Source organism: Paenibacillus sp. JZ16, assembly GCF_015326965.1.
GTDB lineage: Bacteria > Bacillota > Bacilli > Paenibacillales > Paenibacillaceae > Paenibacillus_AQ.
Genome location: NZ_CP017659.1, coordinates 1057314 through 1073908 on the forward strand (window position 1 = coordinate 1057314; position 16595 = coordinate 1073908).

Sequence of the window (16595 nt, forward strand, 5' to 3'; positions counted from 1 at the left end):
GATAAATACGGGTGGCTCTTTCTTTTGTTTCTTATACGTTAGCCGATCTCTAAATCGTTAAAATCCTCTCTTGCTTTAGAGTTAACTCTATGGTTTACACTCAATTTATACTCAAAGGAGGAATCGAGATGACGATTGAAAACAAAGTAGTTATAATCACTGGAGCTTCTTCCGGAATTGGAGAAGCTACTGCAAAATTATTGGCAAGCAAGGGTGCCAGAATTGTTATGGGCGCACGCCGCGAAGACAAATTAAAAGCCTTGGCTGAGGAAATTCAAAAAGCTGGTGGACATGCTGCTTATCGTGTAACAGATGTTGTTAATCCAGATGATAGTCATAAACTTGTTCAGCTAGCTAAAGACACTTTTGGCGGTGTCGATGTAATCTTCTTGAACGCTGGACTAATGCCTAATTCCCCCCTTTCCGAATTAAAAACAGACGAGTGGCACCAGATGGTTGACGTAAATATTAAAGGTGTATTGAATGGTATCGCCGCAGTATTGCCAACATTCACATCGCAAAAGTCTGGACATATCATCACTACTTCATCCGTGGCCGGGCTCAAAGCTTACCCAGGCGGTGCGGTTTATGGCGCAACAAAGTGGGCTGTTCGGGATTTGATGGAAGTGTTGCGCATGGAATCAGCCCAAGAAGGTACGAACATCCGCACAGCAACGATATATCCCGCGGCGATCCACACGGAATTGCTGGATACAATTACGGATAAGAATATTTCTGAAGGTATGACTGCGTTGTACGAACAATATGGCATTTCACCTGATCGAGTAGCCAATGTTGTCGCATTCGCGATTGATCAGCCAGAAGATACGAACGTTAATGAATTTACAATTGGACCAACAAAGCAACCTTGGTAATACTCATAAGATAAAGCAAAGAGCTATTCAGCTACTAAAAGATCAGGCTGTCGAGATAACCTCGGCAGCCTTGTTTTATGTTCATAATAAAAAGACCCTCAAAGAGAGCCTTTTTTAGGTTAATGCTAAGAATGTTGATTAAGGATGATTCAGCTAACACCTATACTCTGAAGTCGTTGTAGCGGGATTCTCACTATATTATTCTTCGAACAACTTCTCGCCACGATGGAGCCGCCATGCAATTTTAGCCGTATGCGGCGTCTCACGGGAAGTCGGAGCATGCGACGCCAAATAACGGGTAACCGCAAGGATCAGCGTTTCGCGGGCCCTCTCTGCGAACGGTCCAGACTCGGAAGCCCAGTGGTCATATTCCGCCACGGCCGCCTCGTACATCTGGAAGGTGTGGAATTCTGCATCCTCTCGAAGGAGCGCATGACCCAATACGTTGAATAAAGGTTCTGGCTTTCCGCCGCTGCGCAGATAACGGATCACCCATGCCGCCGCCGGCGCCACTTGCTGTTGCTTGTTGAGAATCTCAAGCAGCTCGGCGGGCTGCGGTACTTCCTCTGTTGCACCCATTGCATCTGGTCTCGGTGCAGCAGGGACGTTCAAAAACCGGTCGAGGTAAATCGTAGCCGCAGTATGGAAAATACCGCGAACCAGCCATAAATCAGCGGAGCGGATCAAACCTTCGTGAACGGCGTGAGCATGCGTAAAGGTGTGCAGCACCGAGATCCAGTCCCCGAAATCGTTATGCGTATGGAAACGGACGATCCGTTCTGAAGCAGCCAATGCGGCAATTTGCGAGATACGCACTGCAGAGGCGCCCCCGAGTAAAGCATCCTTCAACATGTGTACTGTCCGAAGCGGATCATCGCCAAGCAGCGCTTGAAACAGCGCCTCGTCATCGATGCCAGAGCCCCCGCTTCCCGTTGAAACGCCTTTTTGGGACAGCTCCTCAAACGCTTCCTTTATCGGCTGAACCAAATTGACCGGGGACTGCCAGCTATGAAGCTCTTCGCTCCGCGATGCGTTCCCGAACATCGGAACGAGTGAAGCGAGTACATATTGGTGCTGCTCGTGCCCAACGTACTTCAAGCTCTCAAATGCCTTATTATGGAAGTCTAGCGTATGGCCTCCATTAATATAAAAATGATCCGTCGCCGCCATGCTCATCATAGAGAATAATCGCTTCTTATCGGTTCCCGCTTGCACGGCAGTCAGCAGTACCCGTTCCGCACCGCGCGTATCCCGAACCTCAATGCAATCGCGATACCATCCCGTCAACCGTTCTTCGGAGACGCCTGCATCCGGAAGTGGATCGAGTAAGAATCGCGTTCCGCCACCGGCTGATTCGCGCGCCGTGTGCAGGAGTCCTTGAAACAACGCAAGGATCCGGCCTTGTTTATCGAGCTTTGGCAGGACGTTGGCCATCGCGGTCAAAATCGTTAATCCAGAGCCCCACCCTTGCCTGCGCTGTTTGACCCCAAATTCGATCCCAATCGCGGCAATTTCCGTATCTGGAACGCCCGCCTCCATTAATCCGACTATGGACTTGGCTATGACAAGTCCGATATTTTGCTCAAGGCCGCTCAGAAGTCGGTCTTTATACAGCTGTACTTGATTGCTGTTCCTGGATTTTGGGTTGACCCATATCAAACCGTCTTGAACGGTTATATCGTGTACCGGTACATCGTCCGCCCAAGGGTCCAGCGTTCCGCCGCTGCATACATCAAACCGGGCATGATGCCAATGGCATGTCAAAATTCCGTTGCATAAACTTCCCATGTGGAGCGGAAAACCGAGGTGAGGGCACCGGTTGTCAAGCGCGTGCACTTCATCCTCGTGATAAAATACTACGATGCCCCCCTTAATCAGCTTCGGTCCTTCTCGAAGATCATCCACTGTACCCGCCTGAATCCAACCATTCATGAAAACGCCTCCATTTTCAATATCATGCGAATTCCTTGCATATAGAATATCTTATTTCCAAAACTTTTGAAACATGTATGTTTAAAAAGTGAATAGAAATCGATTACTAGGAATGTTTTGTAGGATGATACACGGAGTTCCTCAGAAATATGGATACAGAACTTAGAATCAAAAATAGAATTCCCCCAAAGACAACGTATTGGGTTCCTAATCTTGATATAAATAGTCCACACACTGTGGCTCCAATGGTTGTTCCTAAATTTGTGGATGTCAAGAATATACCATTAGCAAACTCGGGAGCCTCGGGAGCTGTGGACGTAATCCAGTATTGATTGATGTTAGCTCCTATTCCGGCCAAAATTCCCCAGAGTAAAATGATTAGGTATATTGGTACATATCGGCCTAGAGATATTCTGGTATTCTTTATGTCGAAAAGAACTTTATCGACACTTCGTCGTAAAAGTTACTTCTCCACAATCTGAATTAGGTTACCGCAGGTATCGTCGAAGACAGCTATTGTAAGCTCGCCCATTTTTGTCGGCTCCATAGTAAACTTTACGCCTTGTTCCAACAATCGTTTATACTCTTTATTAATTTCTGCAACGCCAAACATGGTTGCTGGGATGCCATCGGCAAATATCTTCTTTTGATACTCCTTGGCGGCAGGATGGTTATTCGGTTCGAGTAAAAGCTCGGTACCGTCCTGCTCATCGGGCGAAACAAGCGTTATCCACCTAAATTCTCCGACGGGAACGTCCTCCTTTTTTACAAAACCAAGCTTTTCTGAATAAAACTCCAGTGCCTTGTCTTGATCTTCCACGAATAAACTGGTAACCATTATTTTCATGCTGTTATTGCCTCCTTTGATATTTGCAACGTTGGTGCTCTGTTAACAATCTGACTCTAAACAGAAAAAACCATACATTCGTCAGAAGAAAGAGGCTGTTCTTGAGACAGCCTCTTTCTTGTAGCTTATATGGAGTGATATTCATACATCGCCTCGGTAACCGAGGTTCGCTTCGCCGGTATTCCCTTCAACATGTTCCCCGGAATAATTCGAACATCCCTTCAATCGGACCTAAATTCATTAGGAATCGCTTTGAACCGTAGATAACGAAACGAGGACCGGACCGGCAAAATCCGAAGCTTCCTCGCCTTTTGGATTGTGAAGACGGAACAGGAAAGCGTCGCCTGTTTCAGACTTCCACACCAGCAGAGAGTCTTGGATTCACATGAGTTCACCCTTTCTGTATTCCGTTCATACGCTTCATGTCTGCAATGGATGATCACATAGCCACTGATTTCACGATATTTGCAATCGGTTTAAGTCCAGAATATCGAGCAACTGCTCCATGTAAAGTTACAGATCTGTCTGCAATGAGGCGGATCTCATTTTCATTAAGTCTCCACGAGATTATCCAGAAATAACTCCCATCTTTATCCTTCTGATGCCTAATTATTGCTCGTCGTTAAGGTATGCGCGGATGACAATGTCTTGGTCGTGATTGCCGAATCCGGCACCATAAAGCGTCAATCCCCCTGCGTTAACCGCATGCTCATCAACCGCGAAACGAATCGTCCAGAACGGTTCCCACAGCTTGATATCCCCGAGGGTCACCTCCGACATTCGTTCATTATCCATGTATGTACCCGATGCATCAATCCGGATCGTCTTCAACAACCCGTATTGATTCACGTTTCGATGCCACCAATCAGGTGTAAATCTCCCTCGCGCCGCTCTTCCGAAATCAGCCGGACTTGTCCATGTCCCAAGAGGGATCCCGTTGAATGTAAAATCAATATCCGATGGCCAATGGTCTCTTAAACCTGGAGCTTCCGAAGCAATTTCCATGGCGATTTCAATGTATTCAGCGGATTGATCGGCTAGTAAAAAGTTAGGCATTTTGTACTCAACATAGCCCCACCCAAACCACAGAATGGCGGCGTGTACCCGTTCGGGGTCGAGAAAGTACCGCTGGTCGTCCCACACTCCGATTTCTTTCTCGCGCGTACCAAGCCCGCAAGTCGGATGGATCTCAAAAGCGGTGTAATGACCGACTGAAATACGCTGCTCCCTAATCTTCACGGGTTGGCTAGCAAAAGGCAGCTCAATCTCGATGGTTTTTGGTTTGAGGAAACACATTTTGTGCGTGCCCCCGCCCTGCCGCACCCTGCGACTTCCGATGAGTCCGGCTTGTTCGAGTTTCCGGATGTGCATCGTGACGATCGATGGACTGAGCTCCAATCGATTGGCAATATCCTTCACATTCATTTCCTGATCGGCAACGAGACGCATGATGTTCCATCTGACCTCGCTGGCTAACGCTTCGTATAACGGCATGAATTTCGGTTCCCCGTTTGCTTTGATGATCATCATAATCTCCTCGTATCTGTTGAAATCACATATATATTAATTTAATGGAATTAACATGAATCTTCAAACCAAATCCATTGCAAGACTTTAACCCATGGTGTTTAATTTCCTTAGCTGCTAATCACTTTAGATTTATATACATGTGAATTTATGAAAGAGGTGGATCGATGAAATACCATAACCCGGTCATTAAAGGATTTTATCCTGACCCCAGTGTATGCAAAGTAGAAGATACTTATTATTTAGTATGCAGTTCCTTTCAGTACTTCCCTGGTGTTCCGATTTTTGAGAGCAAAGACCTGATTAACTGGAAGCAAATCGGTCATTGCCTAACCAGAGAGAGTCAGATTCAGCTCGGCAAGGTAAGCAGTTCCGGCGGGGTTTTCGCCCCCACGATACGGCACCACAACGGGAGATTCTACATGACCACGACCAACGACACCACGCGTCAAAATTTCTATGTATGGACGGACGATATTTACGGTGAATGGTCCGAACCGATTGAGGTGGATCAAGGGGGGATCGATCCCGATTTGTATTTTGAAGACGGAAAAGTCTTCTTTATGAGCAACGGAAAAGACGATAACGGGATTGGCGGCATTGTGCAGTGTGAAATTGACATTGAAACGGGCGACAAGCTGTCGCCAAGTCGTTCCATATGGCAAGGAACCGGCGGACGATATTTGGAAAGCCCTCATATGTATAAAATCAATGGCCGGTACTACCTTATGGCGGCTGAAGGCGGTACGGAATATGGACATATGGTCACTTATGCACGGGGGGATTCGATCTCCGGCCCGTTCGAAGCCTATCCGAACAATCCCGTATTGACCAATCGCAATCTGGGCGGGTATGAGCTGCAGGGCGTTGGCCATGGCGATCTGATCCAAGATAACGGCGGCAATTGGTGGATGCTCCATCTGGGTTTCCGTCAAATTGGCCAATGGCTTACCTACCATCATCTTGGTCGCGAAGTTTTCCTTACACCGGTAACTTTTAACAAGGATGGCTGGTTTACGGCAGGACATAACGGCACCGTCCTCACGAGTTTTGAGACCGATCGGATCTCAAATCATGTCGTCCAGCAGGAGAAAAAAACCTTTACGTTCGAGAACACGGACTGGAATCTGGACTGGTGCTTCCTCCGCCATCCTGCTGCAGAGAACTATCGGTTAGAAATCGATAAGGCACAACTTAAAGGGACCGGAGTGAGCTTGGATATGCCGGGGTCGCCCACATTTATCGGCATTCGCCAAAGAGACTTCAACGCGGAAATCTCATGTGACGTGCAGCTTACGAGCGGAGAAGCCGGCATCACGCTTTATTTGGATGAACATCATCATTATGATTTAGCCATACGTAAAGAGGAGACCGGTTATAAAGTGATCGAGCGCCTGAATATCGGTGACATTAAATCCATTGAATCTGAAGTAGAACTGGGGAATGTCAATCATGCGACCTTAAAGATACGGGCAAGTCATGAGCGCTACAGCTTCTTCATTCACGCTAACGGCAAGGACATACTCCTGGGCACGGCACAAACCAGATACCTTTCCTCTGAGGTTGCGGGAGGATTTACAGGCGTACTCATCGGTTTATATGCCTTTGGAGAAGGCTCAATGGCTGAGTTTTCAAAGTTTACGTGCGATTATTTTTAAAAAATTTCCCTGAACGGGTTATCAAAAAAATAAAAAGCCGGTTACTCAGGATTATCCTGGGTACCGGCTTTCATTGTAACCATGTTTTTTTATTTTCTTCAAAAAATCAACCATGATCCTAATAAATTCATCCGGCTTTTCAAAATGAATATCATGCCCGGATTTAATCGTGTTCATCTCATTTCCTTTTAAAAGGCTGTGTACCTTTTCAGCATCCTCATCACGGTTTGCCGCATAAAGCACTCCATCTTCGCCAAATTGTGTGGCTGCCTTAATATATACAGAAGGAGCGTTTATTCTGGACAAGGTTTCTTCCTGATTAAATCCTTTAAACCAATCACCTGTATAAAAAGTCTCAGCAAAATCGAGGTCAAACTGGTCTAAATAATGTGTGCCATGTATCCATTTATAGGGGACGTACCATAATTTCAACGGCTCACCGGGATGTGCTTTCCGGTACCCTCTTGTACTCCTTGCAATAAGTTTTCTTAAATCGCCAAACTTTCCCCATAAATAACTGTTTTCCATATAGTACACGACATAATCATCTTCAACGGTTTGATTCTTAAAGTTATGGATGAGTTCAAAACTATCAAGCCAGACAAATGTTTTCTGCATTTCATGCGGCTCCACACTAAAAAACGGCGGGTCCTCCAAAACAATGCCTTGCACGGCTTCGGGTGCATTAGCTGCAATCCATGCTGCTAAAATACCGCCGGAAGAATGGCCTGATACCACGGCTGGTTCACCTATGACATTTTCAATAAACCAAACAAAATCCTTTCCCATAGCAACAGCTGTATATTTTGAAGCATCATGACTAGACTCTCCATGCCCGTGACAATCAACTGCAAATACATGATAATATTGAGCGAGCTCCGGAAGTACTCTAGCATAATCTTCCCACAGCATGGACTGCCCGTGTATTAACAGAAGAGCCGGTCCATGAGCTGGTCCTTCAGCGTAATTTAATATCGTTCCATCATCAAGAGTCACCTGTTTTTCTATGTAGCCGGCACGATATGTTTGCTCTAACGGTTTTTTATCATAATTCATATTTAGATAAGCATAAATGACTAGGGTAATTGCGACAATTACACCAATGATTGCAAGTACCAGTAAAATTACTCCTTCACTATGTATCACTCCCTCTACTCCTCCTCCGAGAATACTTCAGCTTGGATTACCTTCACCAAAAGCCAGTAACCTACTTCGCATTATACTATTCTCATTCGGATTATCTACCAATCATCGGTAACATGAATTGTTATTTTGAGTTAACATTCCATTGCGTCGACCACGGCATGAATCTCGGTCGTCAATCCGCCCCGTGATGTCCGATCGCTTGCTTGGTCCCCTTTTGGCTGGCCCCATGCTGGTGGACTCGGACAATCGTTGTATCAATAAGGGAGCATGTTGTTCCATCATTTATAATAGTGAGGTTGCGAACTTCATCTCGGGAAAGCGGTTATCCGGTCCTTTCATTAAGTTTCCACCTTGATTTTTCAGATACATGTCGAAGAAATCCAGCATATAGGCATTAATAACGGAGCTCGCTCTTTCAGGTGCAATTTTTCCTGTAATGCCCAGTATTTTGAAAATGGGAGAAATGAACTGGACATCGGCAAAATTCAAATGCTCCGTATGTTCAATATAGAGGACTTGTCCCCCTTCGCCGACCGTTTCGCGCATCCGTTTAAGCTCCAGCTTTTTATCTTCCGTTACTTGATCCATCCACTCTCGTGTTGAGCCCATACGGTCAAGCTCCGCATCCGTGTAAACTCGGTTTTCCCTCACCATTTGTAATTGTTCAAATCCGCTTTCCGAGTGGATGAATAAAAACGGCTTTTGCAGACCCTCTCTGTCACGCAGTCGGTAAAGCCCTCCGTCCAAGTCAATTCCAGCCGTGATTCGCGGATCGTATGAAGCGTCATAGGCCGTCGCTCCGCCGATGGAATGACCAAACACCCCGACATGTTTGAGATCAATCTTCCCTTTAAAACGACTTGGAATCTGCCCCGATTGGATAAGCTCGAACTGGTCCAGCGCAAAAGCCACATCATCTGTTAAAACTTTTCCCAATATGTCGCGATTTCCGCTTTCGGTCCGATAATCGTGGTCGGGCGAAAATAAGTCGTTGGTTGTGCTGGTCGTGATTTGACCGTCCGGAAACTCAGTTGCAAATGTATTGAAGGTGTGGTCGATCACGGCCACGATATATCCGTGACTCGCGAGATTTTCGGCTTGCGACGTATGGAGGAACCTGGAAGAGCCGAAGCCGGGATTCGCAAGGATCAGCGGGTATGAAGTCTGTGCTGAAGAGACTTCGGCCCCAGAATAAGCATGACTGGATACGTACTTCAAGTGTTGAAAAGTAAACCCGGGAAGGCCATAGTTCGCTGCCATGTAACGTAAAATTCGGGTATCGGGAATAAAGGGAGCATACTTGCCGGAGCCAGCTTGGGCCGGATACCACACCTGAACCATCAATTCCCTCTTGCCTGTCGCGGTTGTGCCAAATGTCTCCTCCCGGCTTGAATCGATGAAATGAAAGACTTGTGTACTTACCTTCAGCTCGCCAGTTGGCTCCGGAAAGTTGAATACGGGAAACACATAGAGGAAGCATCCCGTTGCGATTAACCCAAATCCGATAAAAAGGCGGCCCAGCACCCTACGGATTCGCGAAGCAGTCTGAACGACTGCCGGTGTTTTGAAAGCGTCTATCAGTGAAAGAATAAGCATCAGGAGCGTAAATCCATATAAAAATAAAAGCTGAACCCTGTATCCTTCGACAAGCAAATGGATCACCAAAAAAATGGAGCCTGCTCCACTTGTCAGGAGCAAAGCTGTTCTTCGGATACGCTGATTAGCAATGAACTGGAATGCCAACAAACACGCACTCGAAAAGAATAGCAGCATTTCAAAAAACCTCACGTCAACTCCCCCTTAAAAATAATCCTATCAAGTGAGTATTTTAGAGGAGCAGCCAGGTTGGTACCATTGATTTAGATGACAATTACCTTACACGCTTGTAAGCTTGCACGATGATGGTGGCAAGGCCCGGATCATCCAAGGATAAAAATGACCGGCGGTTCGACCGGTCATTTACCTCTAAACCCCTATGACAACATAAGTCTCTACATTCGTTTAAGAACCCTTTTTTCGCCCATGACGTTCATCATATCAGATGGCCATTTTTCATTAAAAAGGACTCTAATTTTGTCTCATCTTTCTAAGCAAGTTCATATCTCCGCTTACAATTGCGCCAATATATTGATTTATGACTTCGATATCGCAATCCCACCATTTAATATCCAATAACTCTTGAATGACTTCGGTGGAATATCGCTTGCGAATTTCCTTCGCAGGGTTGCCTCCAACGATCGTATACGGCTCCACATCCTTTACAACGACAGCTTCAGCGGCAATGATAGCCCCGTCGCCAATCCTTACACCGGACATGATCGTTGCACGCCTTCCGATCCACACGTCATTTCCAATGATCGTATCTCCCTTGATCGGTAATTGATCTAATGATGGAGTGAATTTCTCCCAGCCGTTTCCAAAGATATTAAATGGAAAGGTTGAACCGTCCATCCGATGATTCCCTCCATCCATCATAAATCTGACCTCGGAAGCAATGGAACAAAACTTGCCGATCATTAATTTAGTTCCAATGAATTCATAATGATACAATACTTGATCCTCAAATGATTCTCCGTTTAAGGCATAGTAGTATGAATAATCCCCTGCGATAATATTAGGCATTGTAATCGTGTTCTTGATAAACTGAAGATTGTTATCTCCGGGTATAGGATATCTCTCATTTGGATTCGGTCCTGTCATTGTTACATCATCCCTCTCTTCGCATTTTATCTGGCTGATACGATAACTTCGTTCACACAACTATCGGCCACACAAAAAAGCCTCCTTTCCGGTCATCGGATAGGAGGCACACATACAAACAAAAAGACGCACTGCTATACAAAAAACAGTCGCACTTTATGTTAATATATAAAAAGCCCGCACGAATCCTATCCTGAAAACCTGGAAATATCGTTTTCTTTGGTGGATAGGATTAGTAGATCATCGGCTTTTGGTCACCCTTTCATTACTGAATAAGATAAATTTACCATATTCCCCATATGGAATCAACCGATTGTGTGTTTTACCGAGGAATCACGCCGCCAATTTCTATGCAGCTTTCAAACCCTCTTGGTCTCAGACATTACATACGGAGGCTATTTTATAATCGGGACGATTATTCAAAATCACTTCTCAACAGCGGTTGAGTGCTGCATCGGAAAGATCCCCCGAAACTTCTTGATATTTTAAAATCTACATACTCTACTTTAACTCCTCTTTTTTCTAACTCATCTCCAATAAATTTAAATTCATGATCTGTAATATATACATTTTCATTCACAGGAAGACCATTTGTTGCAAGTCTGGAAGTGTCTTCTAATGTTACATGTATTTTATCCCAATCTTTAAACTGTTCAGGTATTCCATCTAACAATGCTTCTTCGCATACTATCATTAGCCCTTCTCTAACCAGGCTAATCGCACAGTCAAGATGAAGGATGGTATGGTGAAGTGGTACCTCGACTACCTTATATCCAAAATTACTCATTAAATTTCTCAGCCATCTAATACCATTTCCATTGGATGCAAGCCCGGACCTGCCTACAAATAAAGTTTTATCCAGGACTAAAACATCTCCTCCTTCCAAAAATGGCCCCTCTTCTGAGTAATGCCCTTTTGATATATCTGGCTTAGGAATAGATAAGTATAAGCATTTATTATTGTCTGACTCCATTGCTAATATATTTCTAACGGGCAGTATCTCATTTCTTCTATGTGGAAATCTAAGAGAACCTTCTATTAACAGATAAAAACTCCTCATCACCTGAATCTTCCTTCGATGGAAATGCAAACTCAGATTGAGCCATCACAACTCTTTTCAAAGGAGCAAACTCACTTTTTACAAAAACATTACTCATACAAATACCTCCTTGTATTTAATATTGCAAACGATTTCCACTCACCACAGACGACGAACTTGATCGCATGTCGTGAAACTGCAGAGTAATAAAACCATAAAGTAACGGGAAGTCTAACAGCGATCTAAGGTCAACTTGCTGTGCCGGAAATATGAATAAGGAGTGGGAAATGATGAAAGTAGTGGTGACAGGAGCAGCCGGAAAAATCGGCCGCTGGACAGTAAGAACCATATTGGAAGCTGGCCATGATGTTATAGCCACAGATCGATTACTACGGGAAGAATCAGCATCAAAAAATTTTATACAAGCAGAGCTGCGTGATTATGGTCAAGTCTGTCAGCTTTTAATGGGAAGTGATGCCGTTGTACATCTTGGGAATATCCCAACTGATGTAAGGAATACACCCCAAGCGATATTCGAGAATAATATGCTCGTTAATTTTAACATTCTAGAAGCATGTAAAGATTTTAAAATTCCCAAGCTGGTATGGGCTTCAAGTGAAACGGTTTTGGGTTATCCGTTTGTACCGGAGCAACTGGATTACCTCCCTGTTGATGAAGAGCATCCAACTACCGCGAAGTCATCCTATGCCATGGCGAAACTGCTGACGGAACACCTAACAGGCATGTATCATAAACTTACGAATCAACAGCTCGTCTCGCTTCGCTTCGCAAATATGTATGAACCGGATGAGTATGAAAAAATCCCTATCATGCATTGGAATGATGAACAAAAGGATATTCAAAAGAAAAACGCCTGGGCCTATTGCGATGTTAGAGATGCTGCCAAAGCCTGTCTTCTTGCAATTGAGAAGGATAATTTAGGTAATCAAGTATTCCATATCACAGCCCCGGACACCATCATGCCGGATCTTAGCCAGGATTTGGTCAAACGATTTTTTCCCAATGTGTCCTTAAAGAGAGAGGTACAGGGACATGAGACGCTGATGGCAATTGATAAGGCAAGAGATATACTTGGATATGAACCGCGGTATTCATGGCGTAGTGTTCTTCATAACGATGGTTCATCGAAGGCGCTGCCTGAAGATCAGCTTGCTTTATCGAAAACAAACATATAAGTCCACTACACATATATTCATGTTCGAAAAATACACCAAAAAGAAAATGAGCTCAGGCAATGAAGGCCTAGCTCATTTTTCTTTGACTTGGGATAGAACCAGATGCTAATCGGGTTTAGTTTAATCAACTATGGTGGGCGCCCCCAATGAATAAGGGAGTTTACTGTAGAGACAGAGGTTCATCCGGATCGTTCATTTCCATTACGTCCGGAATAACGTTAGATGCCGTGGATGGTTTTGGCTTTCCTGGAGGGAAACCGGCATAATCGATCCGCAGTACTTGGGCTAAATCCCGGTCCACTGTAACCAGATCCCTTTTGTTGATTTGTGCCAAATCCGTTTTCCCAAGGGTATACGCGACTAATTTCATTTCCTCGACAGACGATTTGAGGAATTTAGCCAAATGTTCCGCGCCCCTATCAACATCCAAACCTTCTTTGAACTTACGCCAATCGATAGGAACTTGCTGCGGTTGTTCGGTCGCCAGCGTCTTAGCCGCTTGCGTCTGTAGGGCTATCAAGGCGATTGAACCGATATAGACCGCGTCCGCCCCTAACGCCATTGCCTTTAGGAAATGCCCCGGCGTCGTTAACCCCCCACTAGCGATGACGGAAATGCTTTGTTTAACCCTGCGTTCTTCCAAATACTGAACCGTTCTTGCGAGCGCAAATAACGTTGGGAGCCCGACGTCATCCAGAAGTGTCGGCGGACCTCCCTGCGTTCCTGCTTCCGCACCGTCCACGACAAAATAATCCACTCCCGCTTGAATGGCGACCTCCAACTCCCGTTCCATAAAATGAGTCGCACAGATTTTAATCCCAACCGGCACTCCGTATTTATTCTTCAAGTCCTGCACCAGAGTAATCATGTCCTCCGTTTTGTTTACTCCCGAGATACGGGAATGAATCGAGGCATTTTCGCCGGGTTTCAGTTTTTTGGCAATCCGCAAATCCTCCTCAATCTGCTCCGACGCCATCGACATCGGAGCGGCTGCGAGGGCCCCTTGACCGAGCTGGATTTCTATAGCATCCAATTGCCGGAGAGATTCATCGTCGTTCATCCACCCGCCGCGATGAAACTGGCCGATGAACAACTTGGCTTCCCTTCGTTCCTCATCGACTAAAGGCGCTTCTCCTGAATTGGTTGCCGTACCTGCCATACTTGCACCACGAGCCAAAGCGACCTTTACCTTCAAACTTAATGCTCCACCATATGACATACCGCTAATGAGAATAGGAATTTCTAGATTTAGTGGCTTTTTCGCTTGAGGACCAATCGTGACGCCTGTTTGGATTTGCACGCTGTCTTCTGTGGGCAGGCGAAACATATGTACGGGGTTAAGCAAAATTTTATGCCAGTCGGATAATACCATCGGACTCCCCAAAGTGCGTTCGATTGCTTTTCCGCTTTCCGCCCGCATCCCGGCTTCAATGATTGCCCGCGGCGTCAGCTTTTGCATGGTTGTAAACATGAAAAACGCATGTTCCGTATATGGATCTTGTAACATACGCTTCATATAATGGTCCACAATCTCGTCCATTACACCGTTCGTCATCTTGCGAATCATCCAACGAAACAAACTAATCCCCCTCTTGTATGCTAATTGCTATTACCGATTCTATGATGAAGAAAATTACTAATATTGATCTGACGTTATCAAGAGCATTCATTCCCTACTCAATGCAGTTGGTTACGTATCTCATGCTGTCATGAATTTACTTATTATTTGTTAACCGTCTCATCCTATTCATGGGATTACCGTATAGCTCTATGCTTTAACAATTGATGAAAGGCTATTGGAAAGTTCAACATCATGTAAGTTGCATCCAGACCGATGAAGTGGATCATAAATAATAAACTTGCCCATGCTGCGCTTCATCTTGCTATGCTTCAGATACTCCCTCAACCACCACGCGCTCCCTCATTTCGTGTGTTTTGACTGAATGATAGCGAATAGGGGTTACCGCAAGATGATCAAATAGAAGAGAGCCGCTAAGACAAAACGATATAGAGCAAACCATTCCAACCGAAGTCGCTTAATCAGTTTGATAAACGTCACGACGGCAATCATGGCGACAAGAAAGGATGTTGCAAAGCCAATAAACATTAGGACGAAATCATCAGAACTCAGCAAATCCCGACTATCATATAAATCTAGCAAGCTTGCACCAAACATAACAGGCACGGAGATTAGGAACGTAAAATCCGCGGCGGCTTTTTGGCTGGTGCCAAGTAAAAGTCCGCCTGAAATCGTCGAACCCGATCTCGAGAATCCCGGCCATAAAGCCAAACACTGAAACAGGCCAATCCCGAAGGCTTGTTTATAATCAATCCGATCCATTGTATCAGCGGTTTCGGTTCTCCTACTCCGTGCTGCAATGATCATTAACACGCCACCGGCCACTAGCCCGATTAAGACTGGGGTTGGGCCGAATAATTGGCTTTTTATTGTGTCCTTGAGCAGAAGATATACAATTAATGCCGGTAACATAGCCAAAATCATATGTATAGCATTTAATCCTCGACTACGGGAAAAGTCCATTCGAATCAGATTAGTCCCAATCGCCAAATACCTTTTCCAGTACAGAATGAGAACGGCCATTACCGCACCCAGCTGGATAACAATTTTAAAAGTTATGGCGGCGTCTCCCTCAAAGCTTAGCAAATGGCCCGCTAAAATTAAATGTCCAGTAGACGATACCGGTAAAAATTCGGTTAAGCCCTCTATTATGCCGAGTATGATTGCTTTAATTACATCCGTCATTAGTGGATATCCCCCTTTGGAAATCTAACATTTCCAGTATAAGGGGGACATCTATATATTCCCATCGATTCATATAACATTATTTCATTCCAAGTGACAACATTGTCACATTGTTCAATTGCTACTGTTCCTGTCCCCCCTGATAGATCGTTTCATCCTGACGCACTTTGCGTCCCGCTGCCTTGGCCAGCTCAAGCAGCTTTGTCGCATCATCCTGAGGTTTGTATCCGATCAGTTCCTCCAGATAATCGATATTGTAGTAGTTATCACTGTTAGCAGAGGTGCCGTACAGATTCAAAAATTTCAGTTCGTCATCTGCCTCAATGCAACAAACGATCAATTGGAGCATATCGCGTTCGGATATCCAGATATGCCCCGCACGTTCTGAATGAGGACGATTGTCCCCGGGAAAGTTGCCAATACGAATATTGAACGATGAGATCTTGCCTTGGTCCGAATACAGTCGGCCCAGCAGCTCGATATAACATTTGCTGAGTCCGTAAAAGCTATCTGGACGATATGGATCTTGGGGCCCTACCATCTCATTTGTCTTGTAATACCCGGTTGCATGATTCGAGCTGGCGAATATGATACGGCGCACGCCATTGTGCACCGCCGTCTCAAATAACTTGTAGGCACCGCTCACATTTCCCGCAAGCACTTTGCCAAGAAAATCCCCCTTGTCCTTGATCCATGCAAAATGAAGCACCGTATCAACTCCTTGCGTCAGCTCCGTCAGCCTCGTTTCGTCTCCGATGTCCATTTGTACAATGCCCAGCTTCTCGTCCGCCTGTATATCCGCTCCAACAACCTCATACCGGTTGTCTTTAAGCAGCCCGTTGTAAATGACATTTCCTATGGTGCCTGCCGCTCCCGTTATTAACAATTTGCGTTTCATTTGTCGATCCCCT

The 16595-nt window shown here is 45.2% G+C and carries 15 protein-coding genes and 1 pseudogene; 3 read left to right on the forward strand and 13 right to left on the reverse strand.

Annotation, left to right across the window (positions count from 1 at the left end; all coding sequences use genetic code 11):
* The first annotated feature begins 128 nt into the window (after positions 1-128).
* Positions 129-875, forward strand: coding sequence for an SDR family oxidoreductase (locus BJP58_RS04655; protein ID WP_194542992.1), 747 nt, complete (start codon positions 129-131; stop codon positions 873-875).
* Positions 876-1073: 198 nt separating this feature from the next.
* On the opposite strand, the gene BJP58_RS04660 is transcribed toward BJP58_RS04655, so the two are convergent.
* From BJP58_RS04660 to BJP58_RS04670, 5 genes and pseudogenes are all read right to left on the reverse strand, one after another.
* Positions 1074-2807, reverse strand: coding sequence for a Rieske (2Fe-2S) protein (locus BJP58_RS04660; protein ID WP_194542993.1), 1734 nt, complete (start codon positions 2805-2807; stop codon positions 1074-1076).
* 106 nt (positions 2808-2913) lie between these two features.
* Positions 2914-3189, reverse strand: a pseudogene (locus BJP58_RS33525) (MFS transporter); the annotation flags it as partial.
* A gap of 81 nt (positions 3190-3270) precedes the next feature.
* Positions 3271-3654, reverse strand: coding sequence for a VOC family protein (locus BJP58_RS04665; RefSeq protein WP_194542994.1), 384 nt, complete (start codon positions 3652-3654; stop codon positions 3271-3273).
* A 240-nt stretch (positions 3655-3894) separates the two neighbouring features.
* Positions 3895-4017: a hypothetical protein gene (locus BJP58_RS33860; RefSeq protein ID WP_259445243.1), complete on the reverse strand. Its 123-nt coding sequence runs from the start codon at positions 4015-4017 to the stop codon at positions 3895-3897.
* A 246-nt stretch (positions 4018-4263) separates the two neighbouring features.
* Complete coding sequence (locus BJP58_RS04670) at positions 4264-5178, reverse strand: ArsR/SmtB family transcription factor (protein ID WP_194544820.1); 915 nt, start codon at positions 5176-5178, stop codon at positions 4264-4266.
* A gap of 170 nt (positions 5179-5348) precedes the next feature.
* Here BJP58_RS04670 and BJP58_RS04675 point away from each other — a divergent pair, with 170 nt between their 5' ends.
* A complete protein-coding gene (locus BJP58_RS04675) occupies positions 5349-6839 on the forward strand; it encodes a glycoside hydrolase family 43 protein (RefSeq protein WP_194542995.1) in 1491 nt (496 codons plus the stop codon).
* A 51-nt stretch (positions 6840-6890) separates the two neighbouring features.
* Here BJP58_RS04675 and BJP58_RS04680 read toward each other — a convergent pair whose 3' ends face one another.
* The 5 genes from BJP58_RS04680 to BJP58_RS33865 all read right to left on the reverse strand — a co-directional run bounded on the left by BJP58_RS04680 (position 6891) and on the right by BJP58_RS33865 (position 11842).
* The gene (locus tag BJP58_RS04680) at positions 6891-7985 is read right to left on the reverse strand and encodes an alpha/beta fold hydrolase (protein WP_233354963.1); all 1095 of its coding nucleotides are present in this window, start codon (positions 7983-7985) and stop codon (positions 6891-6893) included.
* Between the two features lie 282 nt (positions 7986-8267).
* The gene (locus tag BJP58_RS04685; RefSeq protein ID WP_194542996.1) at positions 8268-9773 is read right to left on the reverse strand and encodes an alpha/beta hydrolase family protein; all 1506 of its coding nucleotides are present in this window, start codon (positions 9771-9773) and stop codon (positions 8268-8270) included.
* Positions 9774-10052: 279 nt separating this feature from the next.
* On the reverse strand, positions 10053-10685 hold the full coding sequence (vat(I), locus tag BJP58_RS04690; RefSeq protein WP_194542997.1) for a streptogramin A O-acetyltransferase Vat(I): 633 nt from the start codon (positions 10683-10685) through the stop codon (positions 10053-10055).
* 415 nt (positions 10686-11100) lie between these two features.
* The gene (locus BJP58_RS04695) at positions 11101-11658 is read right to left on the reverse strand and encodes a dimethylarginine dimethylaminohydrolase family protein (RefSeq protein WP_233354964.1); all 558 of its coding nucleotides are present in this window, start codon (positions 11656-11658) and stop codon (positions 11101-11103) included.
* 49 nt (positions 11659-11707) lie between these two features.
* A complete protein-coding gene (locus BJP58_RS33865; RefSeq protein WP_259445240.1) occupies positions 11708-11842 on the reverse strand; it encodes a hypothetical protein in 135 nt (44 codons plus the stop codon).
* A gap of 169 nt (positions 11843-12011) precedes the next feature.
* Between BJP58_RS33865 and BJP58_RS04700 the strand changes: the two genes are divergently transcribed.
* Positions 12012-12920: an NAD-dependent epimerase/dehydratase family protein gene (locus BJP58_RS04700; RefSeq protein ID WP_233354965.1), complete on the forward strand. Its 909-nt coding sequence runs from the start codon at positions 12012-12014 to the stop codon at positions 12918-12920.
* A gap of 160 nt (positions 12921-13080) precedes the next feature.
* Here the strand turns inward: BJP58_RS04700 and BJP58_RS04705 are convergent, their stop codons facing one another.
* The 3 genes from BJP58_RS04705 to BJP58_RS04715 form a co-directional block, all read right to left on the reverse strand.
* Complete coding sequence (locus tag BJP58_RS04705; RefSeq protein ID WP_233354966.1) at positions 13081-14499, reverse strand: FMN-binding glutamate synthase family protein; 1419 nt, start codon at positions 14497-14499, stop codon at positions 13081-13083.
* Between the two features lie 381 nt (positions 14500-14880).
* Complete coding sequence (locus tag BJP58_RS04710) at positions 14881-15684, reverse strand: undecaprenyl-diphosphate phosphatase (protein ID WP_194542998.1); 804 nt, start codon at positions 15682-15684, stop codon at positions 14881-14883.
* A 121-nt stretch (positions 15685-15805) separates the two neighbouring features.
* Entirely contained in the window at positions 15806-16582 is a 777-nt protein-coding gene (locus BJP58_RS04715) for an NAD-dependent epimerase/dehydratase family protein (protein ID WP_194542999.1), read from the reverse strand.
* Between the last annotated feature and the right edge of the window lie 13 nt (positions 16583-16595).

Coding starts and splice junctions, on each gene's coding strand:
- BJP58_RS04655 (WP_194542992.1), top strand. CDS start 129: ATGACGATTGAAAACAAAGTAGTTATAATCACTGGAGCTTCTTCCGGA.
- BJP58_RS04660 (WP_194542993.1), bottom strand. CDS start 2,807: ATGAATGGTTGGATTCAGGCGGGTACAGTGGATGATCTTCGAGAAGGA.
- BJP58_RS04665 (WP_194542994.1), bottom strand. CDS start 3,654: ATGAAAATAATGGTTACCAGTTTATTCGTGGAAGATCAAGACAAGGCA.
- BJP58_RS04675 (WP_194542995.1), top strand. CDS start 5,349: ATGAAATACCATAACCCGGTCATTAAAGGATTTTATCCTGACCCCAGT.
- BJP58_RS04695 (WP_233354964.1), bottom strand. CDS start 11,658: ATGGAGTCAGACAATAATAAATGCTTATACTTATCTATTCCTAAGCCA.
- BJP58_RS33865 (WP_259445240.1), bottom strand. CDS start 11,842: ATGAGTAATGTTTTTGTAAAAAGTGAGTTTGCTCCTTTGAAAAGAGTT.
- BJP58_RS04700 (WP_233354965.1), top strand. CDS start 12,012: ATGATGAAAGTAGTGGTGACAGGAGCAGCCGGAAAAATCGGCCGCTGG.
- BJP58_RS04710 (WP_194542998.1), bottom strand. CDS start 15,684: ATGACGGATGTAATTAAAGCAATCATACTCGGCATAATAGAGGGCTTA.
- BJP58_RS04715 (WP_194542999.1), bottom strand. CDS start 16,582: ATGAAACGCAAATTGTTAATAACGGGAGCGGCAGGCACCATAGGAAAT.